Annotated in this window: 2 protein-coding genes; one reads left to right on the plus strand and one right to left on the minus strand. The window is 61.0% G+C overall.

The window, feature by feature from the left end:
* Window positions 1-679: 679 nt before the first annotated feature.
* The gene (locus VGY55_15120) at window positions 680-3,970 is read right to left on the minus strand and encodes an autotransporter-associated beta strand repeat-containing protein (protein ID HEV2971304.1); all 3,291 of its coding nucleotides are present in this window, start codon (window positions 3,968-3,970) and stop codon (window positions 680-682) included.
* A gap of 897 nt (window positions 3,971-4,867) precedes the next feature.
* Between VGY55_15120 and VGY55_15125 the strand changes: the two genes are divergently transcribed.
* Window positions 4,868-5,173, plus strand: coding sequence for a transcription initiation protein (locus tag VGY55_15125; protein HEV2971305.1), 306 nt, complete (start codon window positions 4,868-4,870; stop codon window positions 5,171-5,173).
* The last annotated feature ends 52 nt before the right edge of the window (window positions 5,174-5,225 follow it).

Consider the following 5,225-nt stretch of genomic DNA (forward strand, 5'->3'; position numbering starts at 1 on the left):
GTCGAACCAGGCGCCGCCGCGAAGCACGTGGTAGGAGCCGGTGGCGGGACCCTGCGGGTCGTCCGTCGGCGAATTGGCGTAATAGTCTTGGCCGTACCAGTCTTGGCACCACTCTTCGACGTTGCCGGACATGTCGTACAGGCCGAACGCGTTCGGTCTCTTTTGACCCACTCGATTCGTGCGCGGCTTGCTGTCCCCCTGGGTCGCCAGATTACCATACCAACCCGCTTCGCTCAGGGCGTTGGTTCCTTCAACCGCCCGTGCAGCTGTGCCCTACTGCTAATCTTGGCCGTTAGCTGACGGTTTATTCGTGGAGGAACAGGCTCAGTTTGCATGGCGGCATTATCCTCGACCGCGGGCAACCGGAGCAAGGGATGCGGTGGGCGGCGGCATCGCCAACCGCGCGATGCGGTTGGGAAGGACGATCGTGGCACCGAGGTTCCGCCACGACGCCATTCAAGGCCATCTCTCGGACGACTGGAACCGCAGCAGGGCCGGTGCTACGTTCCGACCGCGTCTGCCGAACTCGGGAGTCAACCTTGGGCTTTAGCGGAATCTGACGCGTGCCAGGGCCGTCAAATCGCAAATCGGACAATAACGGACACGAGTGGACAAGTTTACCAGCGGATCGTGCTTGATCCACAACGGTCTTACGCGAGATAGCATCTACTTCTCCGAGTTAGCCCACACCCGCACGCTTCTTTCGCGTCTGTGGTCGCAGGCAGCCGAGCGCGGAAAGGCCGAGCAGGGCCAGCAGCAGCGTCGTGGGTTCGGGGACGGCCGTCGGATCAGCGCCTGGGCCGGCCGGAATCGGATCGCCACTGAAGCCCTCGGCACTCGGCGGATCCAAGCTCGAAGAACTCGGCGCGCCGGAGGCGAAGGGAGCGCTCGGCTGCAACGAGCCCGCCAGCGCGAAACCGCTGGATTGACCGAGCGGATTGCCCGAGGAGTCCGAAGCGTCGATCGTCACGAGGCCGGGGTTGCCGGCCGTGCCACCGATCATCAGCGCGCTTTGAACAATGTGATTGGCCATGAGATCGCTTCCCGCGTTGACCTGCGTCGTGCCGGAACCGTCGATGTTTCCAACCTGTTGATGCGTGCCCGAGACGAGCAGACCAGGGAGGTTGCTGCTATTTGTGATGTTCGCGCGGTTGGAGCCGGACGACAAGGCTGAGATTTCCGCGGCCAGTTCCAAGGTCGCGCCGGTCGATACAGCCGCCGTCACTCCTGTGCCGATCGTTGCCGCGCCGGTGACGAAGTTGAATCGCAGTTTACCGCCGTTGACTTGCAACACACTATTGGCGTTCAAGGTTGGCGCGCTGTTGATTTCGAGAGAGCTGGTTCCGGATTTGGCAAACGTGCCCGAGTTAATCAGCACGCCCTGAAATGCGGTTTTGCCGCTCGATTGATTATCGGTCAGCGTGACTCCAACGGGGATGCTTAGCGTGGCGAAGCCATTGCCGGCCAGCGTACCGGAGAGGCTGCTCACGGTCTGACTGTTGCCGAGATTCACGGCTGAGGTGATCCCATTGGCGGCGCTGATCGTGAGCGGACCGGTGCCGAAAGTGCCGGTTGCGGTGCCGAAGATCGTGTTGAGCATCCCGCCAATCACGGTTGTGCCGCCGGTGTAAGTGTTGTCGCCGACGAGCGCCAGAATGCCGGGGCCGGTCTTGGTCAGCGAAAGCGCGCCCGTGCCGGCCCCGTCCTGCAAGACGCCGGCGTAAGTGCTGCTAAAGGCATCGTTGATCGTGAGCGTCGCCAGCGCGGAACCCGCGTTTTGGACGATCGGGATGCCGGGGGTGCCGGGGCCATAGTTCAGGCTACTAATGGTGACGCTGTTGCCCTTCAGAGCGAGCGATTCGCTGCTGCGCGAGTCAAAAAAGCTGACCGCATTGGGGTTGGCCGAGTTGAGCGCGCCGGCATTGGCCAGTTGGAGTGTTCCGGCATTGATGGTCACGCCGCCGGTGAACGTATTGCTGCCACCGAGGGTCAGAGTGCCGGCCCCGCTCTTCATGAGAGCTAACGTGCCGCTGGTTCCGTCGGTTAAGCGACCGGCGAATACGTTGTCCGCGGCGTTATTGACCGTGAGACTCGAAAAGTTGCCAGACACAACGGGGGTCCCGACGTTGGAGTTGGTGTTGAGTCCGCTCACCGCGAAAAAGGAGCTTACCAGCAAGTCCAATGATCCCGTGCTCGCCGGACCAAACGTGACGGCATTCGGCGAGGCGGAATTGAGCGCGCCGCTGCTCAAAGCCTGAATGGAGCCGGCGTTTATCGTCACTCCGCCGGTGAATTGGTTATTCCCGGTTAACACCAAAGTGCCGGTCCCCGACTTGACGAGCGAAAGCTTCCCTCCACCAGCACCGTCTTGAAGAGTGCCGTCAAACACGAGACTAGTGTTGTTTTCTAAAAAGTTCACGGTCAGCGTGGCCGGCGTGGCATTGGCGTTTTGGATGATGCTGCCCCCGGCGCCAAAGCCATTCAATTGGCCTATGGTGACGCTGTTGCCGTTCAAGCTCAAGGTCCCTGTGCTGCCGGAGCTGAAGCTCACTTTGTTGGAAGTGGTCGAGTTGAGCGCGCCGACGTTTCCGATCACGAGTTTGCCGGCATTGATGGTCACGCCGCCAGTAAGGGCGTTGTTGCCGCTGAGGGTCAGCGTGCCCGTCCCGTTCTTTGTGAGCGCCAAGGCGCCGCCCCCAGGACCGTCCTGCAAGACGCCGGCGTAGGTATCGGTGAAGACACTGTTGTTGTTGATGGTCAGCATGGCGGGGGTTGCATTGGCGTTTTCGACGGAGCCGCTACCACCGAGATTGCTGATCGCGATACTGTTGCCGTTGAGGCTCAGTATTCCGGTGCTACCCTGATCGAAACTGACGGTGTTTACTCCGCCGGCATTCAATGCGCCGGCATTGCCGAGTTGAAGGGTTCCAGCGGAGATCTCCACGCCACCGGTGAAGGTGTTGTTGCCGCTCAAGGTCAGCGTGCCAGACCCGGTTTTGATGAGTCCTAGCGCGGCGGTGGCACCAGTGCCGTCCTTAAGCACGCCGCCATAGGTGTTATCGGAAGCGTTATTGATCGTGAGAAATCCTTCCCCACCGCCATTAAGTGTTTGAACTACGGGAGAGCCGATCGTGGCGTTTGTCGTCAGGCCGCTGATCGTGATGGCGCCGTCGAAAACCAAGATCCCGGTGCTTCCCGGTCCGAAGGCGACGGCGTTGGGCGAGATGGAATTGAGGGCCCCCGCGCTGGAAATCTGGAGGGTCCCGGCATTGATCGTCACGCCGCCGGTAAACGTATTGTTGCCGCTCAGGGTCAGCGTGCCGGCACCGGACTTGACCAGATCGATCGTCTTGATGCCGCCGATCGCGCCGCTGATGGTGGTGGCGCCGGCGCCGGCGACAGTGAGCACCGATCCACCTTGGTCGGCCGCGCTGATGGCGCCGCCGAAATCCAGCAACACGCCCGTGTTCGCGCTGTTGTCAGCCAACGTGTAATCCCCTTCGAGCGTCAGCGGAGCGTCAATCGTCTCGGTAAGGTTGCTGCCGGAAAACGTGCCGGCGATCTGGATCGTGCCGAAGGAGGTCATCAAGAGCGCGTTGCCGCCGGTCGTGCTGATCGTGTACGCCGCGGCCGAGTTGCCGAACGAGATGTTTCCCAAATTGCGATTGGCATCTGGGACAATCGAGGTCGTGCTGCTACCGGTGTCAAAAGTCGCCGTGTCGGTATTCGTGGTCCCGGAAGTGGTGCCAGGAACAACAAAATTGAAAGTTCCGCTACCCCAGTTGCTTGTAGTCTGCCAGTTGCCGCTGCCTGCGCCTGAATACCAGGTGTTGCTGCCACTGAGTGCCAGAGCGGCGCGGCCCGTCCCAAGGGCCGACAGCAGGACCAGCGCGAGTTTGAGCGAACTGGGCACGATTCGTCGCCGACGCAAGACGCCCGCCGCGACCGCGAGGCGATGAGCGCTGCACATGATGCGCTCCTCGAATGAAAGAGAAGTGTTGCCAGCCCCCTTAAGGTACTACCGGAGCCCAGCGAACGCAAGGAAATCTGCGAAGAGAATTCCGCGGCGAATCGCGAGCGGCTGAGGAATGCGCTCCTTGCGCTCAGCTCAAGGAATCTCGTCACGCAGCAGCGTGATGATCCCAAGGGAATGCCATCGCGTCGAAGCGTGACCATTACACCGGCGTCGCCGCGCGCCGACGCACGACGTCAAGGCCGCCAATGGCCAGCCTTCGAGGAATTCTGCGATCGGCTCGCACTACCGGGTAGCCAACAAAATGCCGGCCCGTCCACTCGCCTCGGCGCCCAATCCCCGGATCAGGGGAACCTACCCGTGCATGCGCAGCTTGTTTTCCGGATCACTTAGGCGGGGCGGCGGCGCGCGTCGGTCGGGCGGACCGAGGCAGATTGGAGAAACCAGATTTGGAACTTCGGTCGATGGGACCGAGGCAGATCGGCAGCTTGACCGTCGGCTACTGAGGACGGTTCGACATTGGTCAGTAACTAAGCCTTTATAAAACTGCCGAATGTCATCAGATTGACTGCGCATATCTCTGTGGAAACTGCGGTCGGCAAAACACACCGCTGCCCGAACGCCGACCAGCGTCTCACAGCGGGCGATGCAACCGATCGCAGAAAGGAAGACGCGGAAGTCGCATCGGTCAAGAGTGCTAAGACCGGCTAGTCCGCGCGGCAAACCTTGCGAACGGCTGGAGTTGCACCGAAAATGGTTCGGCCTGCTTAATCCGTTAGGCAGATTGGTTTCAGTCCATTTATCGTTCGGCAAAGAACTTCGCGCACGGCGGTGTTCCATTCCTAAAGAAAGAGTTCTATGGCGAAATACCTAATCTCATTTCCAAGCGCAGCGATGGTCGTACCCGATGGCGAATGGGAGGCGGTTGGTCGCGACGCACACGCCGTAATCGACGAAGCAAAAGCCGCCGGCGTATATGTCTTCGGCGGCGGAATCGACGAAGCGTTCCCGCCGGTGCTCGTCTCGGCCGATGGCACGTTCTCCGCAGGCGGATACTCGTGGGCGCCTCCGCTCAATGGCGGCTTCACGGTGCTCGAACTACCCTCTCGCGAAGAGGCTATCGCGTGGGCCGCGCGCATCGCGAAGGCCTGCCGCTGCCACCAAGAGCTACGAGTGTTCGGGTTCGATCCCGCTTCTTAAGGTCGATGGTACCTCTATCTCTAGTTCCCGCGGAACAGCCGAACAATGCGCT

Source organism: Pirellulales bacterium (assembly GCA_035939775.1).
Taxonomy (GTDB): Bacteria; Planctomycetota; Planctomycetia; order Pirellulales; family DATAWG01; genus DASZFO01.

Excerpts from the sequence above, each read along its gene's own strand:
- VGY55_15120 (HEV2971304.1), bottom strand. The coding sequence starts at position 3,970 with ATGTGCAGCGCTCATCGCCTCGCGGTCGCGGCGGGCGTCTTGCGTCGG.
- VGY55_15125 (HEV2971305.1), top strand. The coding sequence starts at position 4,868 with ATGGTCGTACCCGATGGCGAATGGGAGGCGGTTGGTCGCGACGCACAC.